At 48.4% G+C, this 20,785-nt stretch carries 2 protein-coding genes (1 of these 2 cut by a window edge); both read left to right on the top strand.

All coding sequences use genetic code 11. From position 1 onward, the window contains the following. On the top strand, positions 1-1,011 hold the 3' end of the coding sequence (locus ACU1JV_RS03260; RefSeq protein WP_413986631.1) for an amino acid adenylation domain-containing protein. 10,122 nt of this gene lie to the left of the window's left edge; the window shows 1,011 of its 11,133 coding nt (coding positions 10,123-11,133); its start codon lies beyond the left edge, outside the window; its stop codon occupies positions 1,009-1,011. Next, entirely contained in the window at positions 995-20,752 is a 19,758-nt protein-coding gene (locus tag ACU1JV_RS03255) for an SDR family NAD(P)-dependent oxidoreductase (protein ID WP_413986630.1), read from the top strand. Before ACU1JV_RS03260 ends, ACU1JV_RS03255 begins: the two co-directional genes overlap by 17 nt. The last annotated feature ends 33 nt before the right edge of the window (positions 20,753-20,785 follow it).

Raw genomic sequence — 20,785 nt, 5'->3', positions numbered from 1 at the left:
TTTGAGCAGACGCCGTTTGTCGTCCAGCAGGAGCTGGAGGAATGGAAGCGGCCGGTGGTTGAGCTCAATGGAGAGACACGGGAATACCCGAGGATGGCTGGGATTTCATCGTTTGGAGCAGGAGGCGCCAATGCCCATGTCATCATTGAAGAGTACGTTTCAGAAGAGAAGGCGCCAATCCGTGTGACAGCTCACCATCCCGTGATCATCGTATTGTCGGCCAAAAATGAGGATCGGCTGAAACAGCAGGTCGAGAGATTGCTGTCCGTGATCGGGAAAGGAGAGGTCACAGAAAGCAATCTGGCTGATGCAGCCTACACGCTCCAGGTAGGACGTGAAGCGATGGAAGAACGCCTGGCGGTAATTGCCGAGTCGATGCCAGCACTGGTGGAAAAGCTGGAAGGATTCCTGGAAGGTCACGACGGGATATCCGAGCTGTACCGAGGACAGGTCAAGCGAAACAAAGAGGCACTGTCCGCACTGCTAGAAGATGAAGATATGGAAAAAATGATCGCTGCTTGGATCGGAAAACGGAAATACGCGAAGATAGTAGATCTTTGGGTAAAGGGACTGGCGATGGATTGGAGCATGCTTTATGGAGATGTCAAGCCGCAGAGAATGAGTCTGCCAGCCTATCCTTTTGCAAAGGAGCGGTATTGGATCACGGATATTAAAACCAAGCAGGCTTCCTTTGAATCTACCAAATCTGTACAGCCAACGAATATATTTATCGATCAAAAAGCATCTACGGTAGCGGCAAATATTTCGCAAATGAATGGAAAAGAAAGCGACGATCCAAATTCCGAAGCTATTCCTTCGTATATCCAGAATATTCAGAGCCACATTTCCACCAGTGTCAAAATGAAGAAGATGCCAGATATTTCTTATCTAGCGGCTGAATACGAAAGAATTCCTTCGACTATGGTCGACAACCAAGCTTACTCGGAACAGGATGGGGCGACGCGAGGGACTAATCGGATGAGGAGGCTTACAGATGAAGGAAATGAATGATGTCTTATGCAAATTGCTATGGGGGTATTTGCAGTTGATGGGATTATGCCCTTATGCACATATGAACAAGAAAGCTATGATTGATGATTTTAAAACTAAAACAGCATTGCTGAGTTTATACGATCGCTGGCTTGAAGAAAGCATAGAGGTATTGGCACGGAATCATTATTTTTATCGTAAAGGAGACTCTTATAGCGTAACGGATACCGCTTCGGTTGATGTGCAGGCTGTGTGGAAGGAATGGGAATTGAAGAAAAGTGAATGGCTGAAAAATCCGGATCTCTCGGCCTGGGTTGTACTCGTAGAATCAACATTGCGTAAGTTGCCGGAAATTTTGACCGGAAACATACCTGCCACCGACATTGTTTTTCCTCAGTCCTCCATGAAGCTGGTGGAAGGCATATATAAAAATAGTCCTGCAGCAGATTACTTTAATGAAGTGCTGGGGGATATTGTGGTTTCCTACTTGAATGAACGGCTTAAGCATGACCCGATAGGGTCGATTCGAATCATTGAAATTGGTGCAGGCACCGGAGGAACCAGTGCTATGCTCTTCCATAAGCTTCGACCTTATCAGGAACATATTCATGAATACTGCTATACCGATAAATCCAGAGCATTTTTATTGCATGCACAAAAAGAGTATGGCCCGCGAAATCCTTACCTGACTTATAAAATTTTTAATGTGGAAGAGTCGGCTGTGGGACAAGATATCGACACGGGCGGATATGATATTGCGATTGCCACCAATGTCCTGCACGCCACGAGGAACATTCGGCATACGTTAGGCAATGTCAAAGCAGCGCTGCGAAAAAACGGCCTGATTCTTATCAATGAAATCAGTGGAAACTCGCTGTTAAACCACTTAACCTTTGGCTTGTTGGAGGGATGGTGGCTTTATAATGACCCTGAACTGCGTATTCCGGGCTCCCCCGGTTTATACCCTGAAAGTTGGCAGGAGGTATTGGAAAACGAGGGATTCCGGTCCGTCTTTTTCCCTGCTCAGGAAGCGCATGAAGTAGGCCAACAAATTATTGTGGCTGAAAGTGATGGTATGCTTCGGCATCAACAGGAGCTTGAACATGACAAGCTTCCATTGAAACAGCGTGACACAGGGATTCAACCAGCTACTGATGTAACCGATGAAATGGCTGAAGAGCATGTCAGGGAGCTTATTGTAGAGAAGTTGGCAGAGGCCTTGAATGTGGACTTTTCAATGATTGATGTCCATGAGTCATTCGCAGATTATGGCTTGGACTCTATTCTTGGCGTCAACTTTGTACAGGATGTCAATCAGGGGCTGGGCATTCATTTGCAGACTACAGACATCTTTGATTACAGTTCGGTAAAACAACTGACGGTATACATTTTAAGCCAATTTGGCGATACCGTTTTACAGGCCTTGGGACACAATGCTGATTCAATAGAGGATAGAAAAGATGCAAGCCGTGAAATCCAAGCGACTGAGGATAAGGATAAAGATTATATGTTTAATCCGGTTCAAACGGCACGTGCATCCATTGAGCCAGAGAGACCTAAACAGGAGAATAAAGGGAAGGATTTAGCGCAAAGAGAGCCGATTGCAATTATTGGAATGAGCGGGCGATTTGCCGGGTCTGACAATGTAGATGAGCTTTGGAATCACCTTAAGAATGGCGACGATTTAGTAAAAGAGGTGACTCGGTGGGATCTTTCAAAATATCAGGAAAAAAATGCGAGCTACTGCAATTATGGAAGCTTTTTGGAGGATATTGATAAGTTCGATCCGCTTTTTTTCAATATTTCGGGGCTGGAAGCGACTTACATGGACCCACAACAGCGGTTGTTTCTCGAGGAAGCATGGCATGCTCTAGAGGATGCGGGCTATGCGGGTACAGGGATGGATGGACGTCGGTGCGGAGTTTATGTAGGCTGTGCCGAAGGAGACTACCAGCGATTGCTGGGTGAAGACCTGCCTCCGCAAGCACTGTGGGGCCATATGGGTTCCGTGATTCCCTCCAGAATCTCCTACTACTTGAATCTTCACGGACCAGCTATAGCTGTAGATACAGCTTGTTCCAGTTCGTTAGTTGCTGCCCATCTTGCTTGCCAAAGCTTATGGTCTGGGGAAACGGATATGGCTTTAGCTGGCGGGGTGTATATTCATACTACCCCTCGCTGTTATTTATATGGTGACAGGGCAGGCATGTTATCTCACACAGGGCACTGTTATACCTTTGATGACAGGGCAGACGGAATGGTTCCGGGTGAAGCTGTTGGCGCGGTTGTGCTCAAACGGCTTGACGAAGCAGTTGCCGATGGTGACCACATCTATGGGGTGATTTTAGGTTCAGCGATCAATCAGGACGGCACCACGAATGGACTTACTGCACCAAGCCAGAAGTCTCAGGAGCGACTGGAGCAATATGTGTACGATACTTTTCATATTCATCCAGAGCAAATCCAATTGGTGGAAGCGCATGGGACAGGTACCAAATTGGGAGATCCGATTGAATATCAGGCATTGACGCGAACATTTAGAAAGTATACGGACAAGAAGGAATATTGCGCGATCGGGTCCATTAAAACGAATATCGGTCATACGCAAATTGCAGCAGGAATTACAGGAGTAATTAAGCTGTTATTGTCATTAAAACATGAGCAGATTCCGCCTTCACTTCATTTCCAATCAGGCAATTCCAATATTCAGTTTGCGGATAGCCCTTTTTATGTCAATACGCAACTGCAGAATTGGTTGATTGAGCCTGAAGCCAGACGTTGTGCTGCGGTTAGCTCCTTTGGTGCCAGTGGAACTAATGCCCACATGGTCATCGAAGAGGCTCCACATACAAAACGAAGACATTCCGAAAAGCCGGCTTATTTCATTCCGCTGTCCGCCCGGACTTCACAACAATTACGCCGCCAGGTGGAGCAACTGATTGCATATTGCGAACAGGAGCCTGAGGCAGACTGCGGTAACATGAGCTATACATTATTGCTTGGGAGAAAGCACTGCAATCATCGGCTTGCATGTGTTGCCCGCAATCAAGGTGAGCTTGTCATGTCCCTTAAAAGGTGGCTGGAAAAAGGCAGTTCTTCTCAAGTTTATTATTCTGAACTACACGAAAAAGACCAACGCATTCAATCGTCCTTGAAAAGATATGGAAATGAATGTATCCAAAACTGTCAAAATGCAGGTGATGCCCGCGAGTATTTGGAGTTTTTAACTACGATTGCGGATTTATATGTTCAGGGATATCCGTTAGACTTTGAGCGTTTGTTTTCAAATGAACAGTACTCCAGAATTCCGCTACCGACTTATCCTTTTGCAAAAGAGCGGTATTGGGCGCCTGGGAATGAAGCTCAAATGGCTAAGAGCATAGGTATAGAAAGTGAAATCGAATTAACGATTTCTAGACCAGAGGCAAAACCAGTGGCTACAGCTAGCCATACCCTGCTGCTGGAGCCAGTTTGGAAGGAGCAGAACGTACCGCCGGAGGTCGAAGCCCCTGCTTATGACCGTCGTATCATCTTGCTGTGTGAGCCGGACGAGGCTTTGCCTGAACGGCTTGAAGCGCGAGTGAACGGAGCGGCGCAGGTCTTGGCCTTCTCATCCGGGAAAAGCCGGGTGGATGAGCGGTTTCAGGCCTATGCAGTTCAGACCTTTGAGAGCATCCAAAGCATTCTTAAAGACAAGCCTGCTGGAAGGGTGCTGGTTCAGCTTGTCGTGGCGGCGGCTGGAGAAGGGCAGCTCTTTTCGGGACTTTCAGGTTTGCTGAAGACCGCCCGGCTGGAAAATCCGAAACTCATCGGCCAATTGATCGAAGTGGAACAGGGAGAATCTGAGGAAAGCCTGCGGGCGAAGCTGGAGGAAAACAGCCGCAGTCCGGTGGATGGATGGATTCGCTATGAAGGCGGTCAACGGAAAACCGCTTGCTGGAGCAGGTTCGAGCCATCTCGGCCGGATGAGAAGTTGCCATGGAAAGACGGTGGCGTTTATCTTATTACCGGCGGCTTTGGCGGTCTGGGGCTGCTTGTTGCAGAAGAGCTGGTTCGGCATACCCGAGCAGCGACTGTGATCCTGACAGGCCGGTCGTCGCTGGATGGAAACAAGCAGACGAGGCTAAAGGAGCTGGAGTCCTTAGGGGCCAGAGTGGTGTATAAGCAGGGGGATATCACCGATAGGAACACGGTGACTGGCTTGCTGGAAAGCATCCAGGAGGATTTTGGGCGTGTCCACGGTATTATTCACTGTGCAGGGGTGATTCACGATAACTTCATTCTCAAGAAAAGCAGGGAAGAATTTATCGAGGTGCTGGGACCGAAGGTCCAAGGGCTAATCCATCTGGATGAGGCAAGTAGCGGTCAGGATCTGGACTTCTTCGTGCTCTTTTCCTCCATCTCGGGTAGCCTGGGCAATGCGGGACAGGCCGATTATGCCACCGCCAACGCCTTTATGGACGCGTATGCGGCATACCGAAATACCCTGGTGGAAGCCAAGCAACGACGGGGCCGGACGCTATCCATCCGCTGGCCGCTGTGGAAAGAGGGCGGGATGCGGATCGATGCGGACACAGAAAAGCTCATGAGACAAAATATGGGCATTACGGCTTTACAGACCGAGTCGGGCATTAAGGCGTTGTACCAATGCCTGTCCTCAGGCAAGGAGCAGGTGATGGTCCTGGAAGGAGAACCCGAGAAAATCGAGGCCTATCTGGCGAAGTCCGTCTCGCAGACCAGTATCCGTGCGATACAGACATCTGTATCGAAGCTGGCTACGACCTCACTTTACGATAAAACTTTGCATCATCTCAAGGCGCTGTTGGGAGAGGTGACCCGGCTGAGCGTTGGTAGCATTGAAGCTCATGAACCGCTAGAGCGCTATGGCATTGATTCCATCATGATTACCCAGCTGAATGCCAAGCTGGCAGGATCTTTTGGCGAGCTGTCCAAGACGCTGTTTTACGAGTACCAGACCTTGCGTGCCCTGGCAGAACATTTAGTGGCGGAATACGCACTGGAATGCATGCAGTGGGTCGGAATGAGTCCAGACATGCAGCTGGTGGAGGAAACGACTGCGGCAACCCAGTGTGCCGAAGAAGAAAGCGCGCCAGTTGCGGAACAAACGATTGCGGAAGAGGTGACAGCGAAGCTTACCCGAAGCTACGTGAAGCCGGTTCGAAGCTATGTGCAGTCTGGCGCAGAGGAAACACGTGAACCGATCGCCATCATTGGTATGGCAGGCAAGTATCCAGGTTCGAAGGACATGAACGAATATTGGGAAAATCTCAAAGCAGGGAAGGATTGTATCGGCGAAATCCCGCAGGAACGCTGGTCGCTGGAAGGATTCTTCCAGCCTGACAAAGAAGAAGCGGCTGCGCATGGTAAAAGTTACAGCAAGTGGGGCGGTTTTATCGAAGGCTTTTCGGAATTCGATCCACTGTTTTTTAATATTGCACCGCGGGAAGCACTCAGTATGGACCCTCAGGAAAGGCTGTTCATTGAAGCCTGCTGGGAAGCGATGGAGGATGCAGGCTACACCAGAGAACAGCTTGCAGTACGACATAACAGCCGGGTAGGTGTATTTGCGGGAATTACCAAAACAGGATTTGATCTGTACGGTCTTGATCTATGGAGAAAGGGAGCGCAAATATTCCCTCACACTTCCTTTAGCTCGGTAGCCAACCGAATTTCGTACCTGTTCAATTTGCAGGGCCCGAGCATGCCGGTGGATACGATGTGTTCGTCTTCGTTGACTGCGATTCATGAAGCGTGTGAGCATCTGTACCGCGGAGAATGCGAGCTGGCTATGGCAGGAGGAGTGAACCTGTATCTGCATCCGCTGAGCTATGTCGGACTTTGCGCCAACCAGATGCTGTCCATAGACGGACAGTGCAAGAGCTTCGGAAAGGGAGGCAACGGCTTTGTCCCAGGAGAAGGCGTGGGGGTCGTCTTATTGAAGCCGCTGTCCAAGGCGATAGCAGATGGAGACCCGATCCATGCGCTCATCCGGGGAACGAGTATCAACCATGGAGGCAAGACTAACGGGTATACAGTGCCTAACCCGACTGCTCAAGGGGAGCTGATCCGGTCAGCACTAGAGCGAGCCGGGGTACATGCCCGGACCATCAGCTATATTGAAGCTCACGGAACCGGTACAGAACTGGGAGATCCTATTGAAGTAACCGGTCTGACCCAGGCCTTCAGGAAGGATACGGCAGACAAGGGATTTTGCGCCGTGGGCTCTGTGAAGTCCAACATCGGACATTTGGAGGCGGCAGCGGGCATCGCAGGGATTGGGAAAATTGTCTTGCAGATGAAAAAACGGACGCTGGTTCCCAGCCTGCACGCCCAGGAACTGAATCCGAACATTCCTTTTGAGCAGACGCCGTTTGTTGTCCAGCAGGAGCTGGAGGAATGGAAGCGGCCTGTAGTTGAACTCGGTGGAGAGACCCGGGAATACCCGAGGATGGCGGGGATTTCATCATTTGGAGCAGGAGGCGCCAATGCTCATGTCATCATCGAAGAGTACGTTCCGGAAGAGAAGGCGCCCATCCGTGTGACAGCTCACAACCCCGTTATTATTGTGTTGTCGGCCAAAAATGAGGAACGACTGAAACAGCAGGTCGAGAGATTACTGTCCGTGATCGGGAAAGGAGAGGTCACAGAAAGCAATCTGGCTGATGCAGCCTACACGCTCCAGGTAGGACGTGAAGCGATGGAAGAACGCCTGGCGGTAATTGCCGAATCGATGCCAGCACTGGTGGAAAAGCTGGAAGGATTTCTAGGAGGCCACGAGGGGATATCCGAGCTGTACCGAGGACAGGTCAAGCGAAACAAAGAGGCACTGTCCGCACTGATAGAAGATGAAGATATGGAAAAAACGATCACTGCCTGGATCGGGAAACGGAAATATGCGAAGATTGTGGATCTTTGGGTGAAGGGACTGGCGATGGACTGGAGCATGCTTTATGGAGATGCCAAGCCGCAGAGAATAAGCTTGCCAGCCTATCCTTTTGCAAAGGAGCGGTATTGGATCACGGATATTACGATCCCATCTGTAGAAAGAATCCCTAGTGAATCTCAAGAAAAAGCAGTTCATGTTCAATCTCAAGTGATGGAGCCTGCACCTCCTGAAGCTTTATTGCTATCCGGTTTTTCCAGTAGTTCTGAAAAACCAAGCGGGATTTCCTTACGGAATTTGTCGGACAGTCAGCCGCAGCTTAGTAAGTCTGCCAACCAGCAGGGGTCTCCGATTATTTTAACTTCTCCGGAAGGGGTAATGCCTACATCAGAAAAGGACAAAAAGACGGAAGAACAGACGCCTGTGGCTCCTGCCCTATCCATATCGTCAGAAATATTGCAGGAGGAGCTGACAACAAGTCTGGCGCAAGCTTTATATATAGATCGGGACGAGATCGATGAGGATAAAAACTTTGTTGATCTTGGATTGGATTCCATTATAGGCGTAGAGTGGATTCGAAACATTAATAAACACTACCACACATCCATAACAGCGACAAAAGTCTACGATTATCCGACCATACGGGAGTTCAGTAAATTTTTAGAAAAGGAATTGGGCGGTCGTGAGGCCGAATTAATCATGCCGTCTTCTGCTGCGTCTATTCCAGATCAGGCACCTGCGAAGCATTTACCGCCGCTCGTATCATTGGAAATGAATAAGCAGGCAGAGACTTCACTTCAAGTCCATTTGATGCCGATATCGCCTGAAAAGCAGCCGCAATTCGGCACAACTCCGTCTGGTGTCTCTACAGAGCAATTACAGGAAGAACTGACGGCAAGCCTAGCTGAAGCCTTATACATGGAACAGAGCGAGATTGAGGCAGATAGAAACTTTATAGACATCGGATTGGATTCCATTATAGGCGTAGAATGGATTCGAAATATGAATAAGCGCTACGGCACATCCATTGCAGCTACCAAGGTCTACGACTATCCGACTATTCTGCAATTTACCGAGTTTTTGGCACAAGAAATCAATAAGCATGGGGGTAAGAAAAGCTTCGTTCAGCAGCCCTTGGACACAGTCACAGGCACGGACAAACCTATAGCAGAAGTCCATTTGCCGCGAACAGACACGATCCAATGCTCTCCAGCGCAGTTGCCTAAAGCGGAAACGGTGCCATTGCGTCGGATAAAAGCAGAAGAGGAATCAGTGTCAGCAACTTCGGAAAATCAAGATGCAATTGCAATTGTCGGGATTTCGGGAAGATATCCTGGTGCCGAAGATGTACAGCAATATTGGAAAAATCTCGCTCAAGGCCAAAACTCCATTGTTGAAATCCCGAAGAACCGCTGGGACGTAGACCCGTTGTATGATCCGCGTCCGGCACAAGAGGGGAAAGTAAATTGCAAGTGGCTGGGTGCCCTGGAGGATATAGAATATTTTGACCCGTTATTTTTTAATATATCTCCTACCGAGGCGGAAGGGATGGACCCGCAGCAGCGCATCTTTTTGCAAGAAGCCTATAAAGCCTTTGAGGATGCAGGTTATAGCGGCTCGCAGTTGGGAAATAAAAAATGCGGCGTTTATCTTGGCATTTTAAATAATGAGTATAGTATGATGCGCTACAAGAATGAAGCACAGTTCAGCAATACTACCGGGAATAGCAACGCTATTGCAGCGGCTCGTATTTCCTATTTTCTTAATCTGAAAGGACCTGCCATATCTGTGGATACGGCATGCTCCTCATCGCTGGTGGCTACTCACCTTGCTTGCCAGGCTTTATCAAATAAAGAGATTGAAATGGCGCTGGTCGGCGGTGTGTCCTTATACCTGACCCCGGAATCCTATATAGGTATGTCTGCATCGGGAATGTTATCACCAGATGGTCAGTGTAAGACATTTGACAACAGTGCCAACGGCTTTGTTCCAGGCGAAGGAGCAGGGGTGCTGGTTCTGAAGCGGCTAAAGGATGCGGAAGCTGACCGGGATCACATCTATGGGGTTATTATCGGAACTGGGATCAATCAGGATGGAAAAACCAACGGAATTACCGCGCCAAGCGCAAACAGCCAAATAGAGCTTGAGCAGGAGATATACAATAAGTATCAGATTGAACCCGAAAGTATTAGCTATGTTGAAATGCATGGGACAGGCACCAAGCTGGGCGATCCTATTGAATTGGAGGCTTTATCAGAAGCTTTCAAAGAAAAAACAGATCAGAAGAAGTTCTGTGCCATAGGCTCGGTAAAGAGTAATATCGGGCATACTTCGGCAGCAGCAGGCGTAGCAAGCATACAAAAAGTGCTATTATGCATGAAGCATAAGAAACTGGTACCGACACTGAATTTCAAGAACCCGAATGAGCATTTTGATTTTGATGGTTCTCCATTTTATGTAAATACACAATTAAAGGACTGGGAACCTTCTCGCGGGAACAAAAGACGTGCCGCTGTGAGCTCTTTTGGTTTTAGCGGTACCAATGCCCATCTTATTATTGAAGAATATCGTCCTGAGGTTGGAAAATTACCAGTAGAGGACGAACCGCATAGTCCCGTTCTTTTCGTATTGTCTGCCAAAAATGAGAAGCAATTAGTAACCTATGCCGAAAACATGAGAAACTTTATTGCATATCAGCCAAATCTTAATTTGGCTGATATGGCGTATACGCTGCAGGTGAGCCGTGAGCCGCTGAACTATCGTCTGGCTTTTGTGGCAGATTCAAAAGATAATCTACTAAAAGCGCTGGATGGATTGATTCATCATCATCTGCCAGCTGGAGTCCTGACGGCTCAGGTGAAAAAGGGCAAAGACGGGATCGGGCTCTTTGAGGCAGATGAAGATGCCAAATCCTTGCTTGAAACCTGGATCAAGAAGAGAAAATTAGAAAAAATTGCGGAGCTGTGGGTACAGGGTCTAACGATGGATTGGAACAAGCTGTATGGGGACATCAAGCCTCGCCGGATTAGTCTACCCACCTATCCTTTTGCAAAAGAACGGTGCTGGGCGCCCGAGCTAGACAATAAGGCAGGCAAAGGCACGACTTCTGTCATTGCGGCTGCACTTCATCCTTTGCTGCACCAAAACACCTCCGATTTCTCTGAACAGCGGTTCAGCTCGACTTTTACAGGTCAGGAGTTTTTCCTGAAGGATCATGTAGTAAATGGTCGCAAGGTGCTGTCTGGGGCTGCATCCCTTGAAATGGCGCGGGCGGCAGTGGAGCAGTCACTAGGGACGGATGAGGGCCACCTGGTCGGAATGTGCCTTAAAAACGTGGTTTGGGCACGGCCTATTACCCTAGAGGATGGCCCAATACAGTTGCATATCGGGCTTTTCCAGAATGAAGATCAAGAGATTTCATATGAGATTTATGGAAATAACGGAGCCGGTGATACAGAGCTTATGATATATAGCTACGGCAATGCGGTACGGAGATCGGCGGTGGAGGTTCCTGCATTGAATATAAAAGATTTGCAGGATACATGCAGCAGAAGCTTTTATCCGACAGCATTGTATGGCGTTTTCAGAGATTTGGGGATTGATTACGGTCCCGGGCATCAGGGGATTGAGATGGTATATGCGGGAGAAGGTCAGGTGCTGGCGAAGCTATCATTGCCCTCCTCAGTCTCTGACACTCAAAGCCAATTTGTCTTGCATCCAAGCATGATCGATTCCGCTTTGCAGGCATCCATAGGCTTGACGCTGGGCTCTGGCGAGACTAAGCCCGCTCTGCCGTATGCCATTCAGGAAGTTGAAATTATAAAAAATTGCAGCTCCACCATGTGGGCGCTGATTCGATACAGTGCAGACGGTAAAGCGGGAGATAAGGCACAGAAACTAGATATTGACCTGAGCGACGAAACCGGAGAGATCTGCGTGAGAATAAAGGGTTATTCATCAAGAATTTTGGATATAGAGTCTATTTCCATAGACGCGCAGTCCAATTCTGGTACCTTGATGCTTGAACCCGTGTGGAAAGAGCAGGGAGTTACCATAGAGGGTGATTTACCTGTGTATGATCGCCATGTCGTGATCCTTTGCCAGCCGTCCGGGATTTCCTGTGAACAAGTAGAAGCTCAAATAAGCGGCGCACAATGTATATTATTGCAACCTGATCAAAACAGAATCGGGGAACAGTTCCAGCGTTACGCCGTTCAGGTACTTGAGCTGATGCAAAGAATTTTTAGCGAAAAAAACCATGGCAAGGTGTTAATCCAAATTGTCACTAACGACCAGGAGGAGCAGCAGCTTGTATCAGGGCTCTCGGGTCTTTTAAAAACCTCCAGAATAGAACATCCAAAACTGGTGGGACAGTTGATAGAACTTGAACAGGATGAGGCCCCGAGTGCAATCATAGATATTTTAAAAGAAAACAGCTGGAGTCCTGAAGACATCCAGATCCGGTATGGGAAAAGCAAACGGTGGATTTCCAGTTGGAACGAGGTTCCGTTTTCTCCGGAAATGGTAGACATCCCGTGGAAGGAGAACGGAGTATACCTCATTACCGGTGGTGCTGGTGGCTTGGGACTTATTTTTGCCAAAGAGATTGTAAATAAAGTTCATAATGTTGCGTTGATTTTAACGGGGCGTTCCGCGCTGGATGAGGGCAAGCGGGCAGAGATAAAGAAATTGGAGTCATTAGGAGCACGAATAGCATATAAGCAGGCCGATGTGTCCCGGGAGCAGGCGGTGGCTGATTTAATTCGGGAAATTGAGGCAGAATTCGGAAGCTTGAATGGCATCATTCACAGTGCAGGAGTAATTCGTGACAACCGTATACTCAAAAAAAATAGCAGGGAAATGCTGGAGGTTCTCGCTCCCAAAGTATTAGGGGTAGTGAACTTGGATCAGGCGAGTAAGAACCTGCCTCTTGACTTCTTCATTCTGTTTTCGTCGGTAGCCGGAGGACTGGGCAATCAGGGACAGGTGGACTATTCTACCGCTAATGCCTTTATGGATGCTTACGCCAGATACCGGAACGCTTTGACAGGATCGCAGCAGCGCCAGGGCCAAACGTTATCTATCAATTGGCCACTATGGAAAGAAGGAGGGATGCATATTGATGAGGAGACGGAGAAGCTGGTAAAACAGCACACAGGCATGGGCAGTATTTCAACTTCTTCCGGCATTCAGGCCTTGTACCGTGCCATGCTTACGGGTGCTGATCAGGTTATGGTGATGGAAGGCAATCTCGAAAAAATGAAAAGAACAGTAGGTTTAATAGCAATTCCGGAAACCAGACAGCTTGAAAAGGTGGCGGGTGCTTCAGCAACTATTTCAGCAATTTCTACTGAAAGTAATGCCGCACCGGACCTGCTGGACAAGGTGCAGACCGCCATGATGCAGGCGGTATCGAAATTGCTGAAAGTCAAACTTGAAGATATTGATGCCTATGTCGAACTGAGTGAGTATGGCTTTGATTCCATCTTGCTCACGCAATTTGCCAACAACATCAATCACTTGTACCGACTTGAGCTGACACCTGCCGTATTCTTTGAATACACTACACTTCATGACTTCTGCAGGTATTTAGTGGACGAATATGCCACCTTGCTTGGTGAGCAGTTTTTCGTCCAGACCCGGACTGAGCCTTCTGTGCAGAATGAAGAGGAGGATAGGGAAGACTGCATCCGCAGTAGACGCCAGCGTTTTCGATTTGCAAACAAGAATGTGCTAGCTATGCCGCAACAGACCCAGGCGGGTTCTGAACCTATTGCAATTGTAGGCATAAGCGGTGTCTTTCCCATGGCCCGGGATGTAGATGAGTTTTGGAAAAATCTTGAGGAAGGCAGGGATTGTATCACTGAAATACCTGAGGATCGCTGGGATTGGAAGGCATATTACGGTGACCCTGCGGATGAGAGCAATAAAACAAACATCAAGTGGGGCGGGTTTATTGACGGGATATATGAGTTTGACCCTTTATTTTTTGGAATTTCACCGAGGGAAGCCGCACTCATGGACCCGCAGCAGCGCCTGTTGATGACTTATATTTGGAAGGCGATTGAAGATGCTGGGATTCAAGCAGCAGGTCTATCTGGGAGCCGTACAGGCATTTTTGCAGGAACCGCAAATAGCGGCTATAGCGGAATGATCTATCAGGGAAATGTGGATGTCGAGGCATACTCCTCCAGTGGAATGGCGCCGTCGGTGGGACCCAATCGTATGAGCTATTTCCTTAATATTCATGGTCCGAGCGAGCCTGTCGAAACAGCTTGCTCCAGTTCACTGGTGGCCATTCACCGGGCAGTAAAGGCTATAGAAGATGGAAGCTGCGAAATGGCAATTGCAGGTGGTGTCAATGTAATTATCACACCTGAGCTTCATATCAGCTTCAATAAAGCAGGGATGCTGTGTGAGGATGGCCGATGCAAAACCTTCTCTGATCAAGCCAACGGTTACGTGCGCGGTGAAGGGGCGGGCATGCTTTTCCTGAAAAAGCTGAAGGATGCAGAAAAGGCTGGAGACCATATTTACGGCATAATTCGGGGTACAGCCGTTAATCACGGAGGCCGGGCGAATTCTCTGACAGCCCCCAATCCGAGGGCACAGGCGGATTTGCTGGTAAATGCATATACAAAGGCCGGTATCGACCCAAGGACAGTCTCTTACATTGAGGCCCATGGAACAGGCACCGAATTAGGCGATCCAATTGAAATTAACGGACTGAAAGCAGCCTTTAAAGAGCTTTATGAGACTATAAAGGGACCCGGGATCAATGAACCCCATTGTGGCCTAGGTTCAGTGAAGACCAATATCGGACATCTGGAATTGGCTGCTGGGATCGCCGGTGTCATCAAAGTGCTGCTTCAGTTGAAGCATAAAAAACTTGTTAAAAGCCTTCATTGCGATGCAATGAATCCCTATATCAAACTTGAAGACAGTCCATTCTATATCGTTCAGGAGACGAGGGAATGGAAGCAGCAGCAAGATGCTTCTGGGAAAAATGTTCCTCGGAGAGCGGGGGTCAGCTCTTTTGGATTCGGCGGTGTCAATGCCCATTTGATCATCGAGGAATATGTTTCGGAAAATCAGGAGAAAGAGCCGGTTACCTTCGCTACCCAAAAGCCGGCTATTGTTGTGCTGTCAGCCAAGACTGAAGCACAGCTGCAAGATCAGGCACGGCAATTGCGGGCTGCAATCCGGGTGCGCCAGTTCACAGACAGCAGTCTGGGAGATATAGCGTATACCCTGCAGGCGGGACGCGAAGCGATGGAAGAACGTTTGGCCTTCACTGTAGTTTCTCTCTCCGAGCTTGAGGAGAAGCTAAAGGGATTTGTGGAAGGCCGAGAAGGTATCCATAGCTTATATGTTGGGCAGGCAAAACGCTATAGAGAAGAAAATAGAGACCGGGAAACACAAAAGGGTGCGGCCGAGACGATTGAGGCGTTAGTTAGTGAAAGCGACTATGCCCAAATCGCACGCCTTTGGGTAAAAGGCGCGGTTTTTGACTGGGACGTGCTGTACGGAAAGAATAAGCCGAACCGTATTAGCCTGCCTACCTATCCTTTTGCCAGGGAACGTTATTGCATAATCGATACCAATAAGCTGAGCGGAGCAAACAATGTTGGGCCGAAGCAGGAGACGTCAGCCATCATTCATCCTTTGCTTCAGCGAAATACGTCCGATATTTATGGACTTCAGTTCAGCTCCACATTTACGGGAAGAGAATTTTTCCTCACTGATCATGTGATCAAGGGACAGAAGCTTTTGCCTGGAGTGGCCTACCTTGAAATGGCGCGAGCGGCTGTAGAGGAAGTCGATACATCTCTGGAAGAAAGTCGGATTTGTGTTCGTCTAAAAGATGTATTATGGCTCCGGCCTGTGGTAGCTGAGGAGCGGCCGATTGCTATAAATATTGGGCTTTATCCGCAAGATGGCGGAGAAATTGCCTATGAAATCTACAGCAAGTCTGAATCAGTGGACACGGAGCTAGTTGTGCATAGCGAAGGCAGCGCAGCGATTGTTCCGTTGGCCGAGATTCCTGTCATAGATATTGAAGCCTTGCTGGAGCAGTGCAATCTAGGTACCTATTCATCCCAGCAGTGTTATGAGGCGTTTGCAGCGATGCAGGTTTCCTATGGGCCGGGATATCAAGGAATTGAAAAGATATATACCGGCGTGGGTCAGGCACTTGCCAAGTTGTCCTTGCCTTCTTCTGTTTATCAGACCATGGGACAGTTTGTGATGCACCCTAGCTTGATGGATTCCGCTTTGCAGGCGTCCATAGGCCTGATTATGGGCACAGGCGGAGACCTCATGTCTGATGGTAAAGCTTCTATAAAGCCAGCTTTACCATTTGCATTGGAAGAGCTTGAGGTGTTTAGCGGCTGCACATCAGAGATGTGGGCTTGGGTCCGTTATCGTGAAGGCAGCAGACAGGATGGTCCAGTGCAAAAGCTCGATATTGATTTGTGCGATGTGCAGGGGAATGTTTGTGTAAGCATGAAGGGCTTCTCATCACGAATTGCAGAAGGAGGAACTAGGGGATCAGCGGAATCAGATGAATTGACGATACCTGAGACTTTGATGCTTGAGCCTGTATGGGAAGAACAAGCGCCTGCCCCGAGAGGAACAGCACCTAATTATCAGCAGCATCTGGTAATTCTATGTGAACCAGCACCTATTTCCGGGGAAATGATTGAATCACAAATGAACGGGGTGCATTGTCTCATCTTGCAATCCGAAGAGGAAAGCATGGATGCACGGTTTAGAACTTATGCAGCTCAGGTGTTTGAGCAAATTCAACATGTGCTTAAAACCCACTCCAAACACAAAACATTGATTCAGCTTGTCATTCCGGTACAGGATCATAGGCAGGTATACTCGGGACTTTACGGACTCTTACAAACAGCGCGGCTTGAGAATCCCGGACTGGTGGGCCAACTGATCGAAGTGGATGTGGAGGAAGATGCAGCAGGTCTTATAAATATCCTGCAAGAAAATAGCGGCAACTCCATGGATACACATATCCGCTATCAGTGGGGCAGACGATATGCAGCCGCATGGACGGAAATCCAATCCTCGTGGGAAGCGGGCCGTATTCCGTGGAAGGACTCAGGGGTATATTTGATTACCGGAGGAACAGGTTGTCTTGGTTTGATTCTGGCTGAAGAAATGGCACGACAGACCAAAGATGCCCTTTTAATTCTCGTTGGACGATCTGTGCTTCGTGGTCACACCAAAGCAAGGGTTGAGGAAATAGAGGCCCTAGGAGCAAGAGTCGTATTTCGACAGGTCGATGTCGCCGATAAAAGAGCGGTTGAGGATTTGATCCGGGATATTCAGGAAGAGTTTGGGAAGCTGGACGGAATTGTTCACGGCGCCGGTGTGACCAGCGATAATTTCATTATTCAAAAAACAGGGGAGGAATTGCAGAAAGTATTGGCGCCAAAAGTTACAGGATTGATCAATCTGGATCAGGCCTGCAAAGATCTTCCGCTGGACTTTTTTGTCCTGTATTCATCTGTTGCCGGCAGCCTTGGGAATATAGGACAGGCTGACTATGCTGCTGCCAATGCCTTTATGGATGCCTATGCCAGATATCGCAATACGCTTGTAGAACAGAAGCAACGTCAGGGGCAGACGCTTTCTATTAACTGGCCGCTGTGGAAAGAAGGCGGAATGCGTATTGATAAAGAAACGGAACAAATCATGGAGGAAATGGGGATGTTTGCTATGAAGACCGATACAGGAATGAGGGCTTTGTACCAAAGTCTGGCTTCCGAAAAAGATCAAATCATGGTATTGGAAGGGCGTGCCAATCAGCTCAGAGAAACGCTCTTGCAGCAGCCATCCCTGAATCAGGCTGAAGATGCCTCCTCTATGATTATGGAGAGCAGAAAGGAGTCAGGAATCGGACAAGACCTGCTTGCCGAAAAAGTGGCAAATTATTTAAAGCAACTGCTTGCTGCATCGATCAGACTGCCGGCAAGGCAAATTGAAGTCGATGCCCCTATGGAGAAGTATGGAATTGACTCTATTATGATCAGACAGCTGACACGTGAACTGGAGAAAACATTCGGAACACTACCCAAAACGTTGTTTTTTGAATACCAAAGTATCCGGGAGCTGACCCAATATTTTCTTGAAGTTCACCAGAAGCAGCTGATTCAACTGCTTGGAATGGAGGAAGAGGTTAACGCCGTCCAAGCGTTTACGTCTTCTACTGTGAAGGATAGCCCAGGAAGGCCACTTTCCAGTAGCCGAAGAGAAGCTCGTGAAATGCCGGCTCAGACACAATTACTGGATCAGAAAAAATTCCAACCGCAGCCGGAAACAGTAGGCGGTACGGGGGATATTGCCATTATCGGCTTGTCGGGCATGTATCCTGAGGCGGAGAATGTTGGGGAATTCTGGAACAATCTGCGCAATGGAAAGGACTGCATTACGGAAATTCCCAAAGAGCGTTGGGATCACAGCATACACTTTGACGAGGAAGCGGACAAATCCGGAAAAGCTTACAGCAAGTGGGGTGGCTTTATCAAAGGCGTGGATCAATTTGATCCGAAGTTTTTCAACATCTCTCCTAGAGAAGCAGAAATCATCGATCCACAGGAGCGCTTGTTCCTAAAATGCGTCTATGAAACGATCGAGGATGCAGGCTATACACGAGAAGGGCTTGGTTTGGAAAGGAATGTAGGCGTTTTTGTCGGAGTTATGTATGAAGAATACCAGCTTTATGGGGCGCAGGAGCAGGCTAGAGGCAAAATGATTGCCGTACCAGGGAATCCGGCCTCCATTGCAAACCGAGTTTCTTATTTCTGTAATTTCCACGGGCCAAGCATGGCCGTGGATACGATGTGCTCATCCTCATTGACGACCATTCATCTAGCCTGCCAGAGCTTACAGCAAGATGAGTGTGAGCTTGCCATTGCTGGCGGTGTCAATGTCTCCATTCATCCGAACAAATACCTGATGCTTGGGCAGGGAAGATTCGTATCAAGCAAGGGTCGGTGCGAAAGCTTCGGAGAAGGCGGAGATGGGTATGTGCCGGGTGAAGGCGTAGGGGCCGTATTGCTCAAACCGCTGACCAAAGCAATTGCAGACGGCGATCACATATACGGGGTCATCAAGGGAACCGCTGTGAATCACGGTGGGAAGACCAATGGCTTTTCGGTTCCGAACCCCAAGGCGCAGGCCAGTGTGATTGGGAGGGTATTTAAGAAAGCCGGAATAAACCCCAGAACAATCAGTTACATTGAAGCACACGGCACTGGGACATCTTTAGGTGATCCTATTGAAATCGCTGGATTGCAAAAGGTTTTCCGGGAATATACGGAAGACACGCAGTTCTGCGCCATTGGATCGGCAAAATCTAATATAGGGCATTGTGAGAGTGCGGCAGGGATTGCTGGAGTGACTAAGGTGCTCCTTCAGCTCAAATACGGACAAATCGCACCTTCGCTGCATTCAAACATACTCAACCCGAACATCGACTTTAGCAATAGCCCTTTTATAGTTCAGCAGGAGCTTGAAGAGTGGAAAAGACCGATCGTCACTATAAATGGAAAGACCGTTGAATACCCGAGAATTGCAGGTATTTCTTCTTTCGGTGCCGGAGGCTCCAACGCACATGTGCTTATTGAGGAATACATCCCTAAGGTGCAGGAGACTAGACAAGCTGCCGTGATATTGCAAAACCCGGCCATGGTCGTGCTGTCGGCCAAAAATCAAGAGCGTTTGTACGAGCAGGTACAAAGATTGCTTTCTGCACTCAGAGCATCGGAATACGCAGAAGCCAGTTTGGAGGATATAGCATTTACCCTTCAGGTAGGACGGGAAGCCATGGAAGAACGGTTAGCAGTCTTAGCTAAGTCTACGAGGGAGCTTGAAGGAAAGCTGGAGAGCTTCCTGGCGGGGAATGAGGATATCGACGGACTCTATTCGGGTCTGGTAAAGAAAAATAAAGATATTCTGACTGTTCTTGAAGCAGACGAGGACATGGAACAGTTGGTGGATGTCTGGATAAGCAAGGGCAAGTATACAAAGCTGGCAGAGCTTTGGGTTCAGGGCTTGTTATTCGATTGGAACAGGCTTTATGGAAAGGCCAGACCTCGTCGGATGAGTCTGCCAACCTATCCATTTGCTCAGGAGAGCTATTGGATCTCTACGTTCGGAAGCCAGTCCAAGGAGACCAAGATGGAACCTCTTGAAGTTGATATCCCGGCACAAAAGCCTGTTTTCAGTCCTCCTGCTGTCGATGATAATGTGCAGGTACAGACATTGGCAAAAGTACCTGAAAAACCGCAGGGTATTTTGCTGCGCTCAGTTTCTGACATCGAGAAGGTAGCCGATACACCGAAAAAGGCAGCCAAGCCCGCAGAAGTGAAGCCGGCTCCGCCGCAACCTAAACCTATCATTTCCTCACCGCAACTGGCTGTCAAGGATGAGGTCAAGCGATCTGCTAATGGGCCTGCGGCTGTACGGGTTGATGCCTTGGAGAAGGAACTAATTGAAAGTCTTGCAAAATCCTTGAGTATGGACGAAAAGGACATCGGCCGGGACGATAAATTTATCGACATGGGACTGGATTCTATCATAGGCGTAGAGTGGGTACAGGACGTGAACAAACGGTTTGGAACTTCTATTTCAGCAACCAGAGTGTATGACTATCCTAACATTAAAGAATTTTCCAGATATTTAGCAAAGGAATTAAGCAAATCGGCGGAAGCCTCAAATCAAGTGCCTGTAGAGTCAACTTCTACGCAGCCCATGCAAGCGTTGATCCAGAAGGTGCTGCAAGGTGAATTAAATGTTGAGCAGGCCGATCAGTTGTTCAAGCAATTACACTCGTAAATTGCCGACACGATATTCGTCCTATTTCATACA

The sequence above is a fragment of the Paenibacillus sp. T2-29 genome, from assembly GCF_052921365.1.
This window is presented reverse-complemented; position numbering and strand designations above follow the sequence as displayed.

Bases quoted from the DNA above. Each gene is read 5' to 3' on its own strand.
- ACU1JV_RS03255 (WP_413986630.1), top strand. From the start codon at position 995: ATGAAGGAAATGAATGATGTCTTATGCAAATTGCTATGGGGGTATTTG.